We start from the raw sequence: 501 nt of genomic DNA on the forward strand, positions 1-501 counted from the left end.
CTAAAAGAAAGCTATGAAAAATTATCCCAAGAGTATGAAGCAAACGAAGAAAAATTAAGAAATAATAGCAGAGCGATTGATACATGGACAATAAAAACAAATAATGCAGAAGCTAAATTAAAAAATATGCAAAGTGAACTTAGCAGTACTAGTAGTGAAATAAATAAACAAAATAGTGTCTGGAACAATCTTTCTAACAAGTTAGATGATGTAGGGAAAAAATTTAAGTCTGTTGGTGATAAAATGGCTACTGTTGGTAAAGATATGAGTACTAAAATAAGTTTACCGATAGCAGGATTAGGAGTTGGAGCAGCTAAAGCAGCAATTGATTTTGAAAGTGCTTTTGCAGGTGTACAGAAAACAGTAGATGGAACTAAAGAACAATTTAAAAAATTAGAAACAGGCATAATAGATATGTCTAAAAATTTGCCAAGTACAACTACAGAAATATCAGCAGTTGCAGAATCAGCAGGACAATTAGGAATACAAACAGATAATGTA

At 31.1% G+C, this 501-nt stretch carries 1 protein-coding gene; it reads left to right on the top strand.

Going from position 1 to position 501, the window contains the following annotated elements; all coding sequences use genetic code 11:
* Positions 1-501, top strand: a 501-nt coding sequence (locus BN346_RS11105; protein WP_040328632.1) for a phage tail tape measure protein, incomplete at both ends; no start/stop codon positions are given.

This window comes from Clostridium ihumii AP5 (assembly GCF_000612845.1).
Classification (GTDB): domain Bacteria; phylum Bacillota; class Clostridia; order Clostridiales; family Clostridiaceae; genus Clostridium_J; species Clostridium_J ihumii.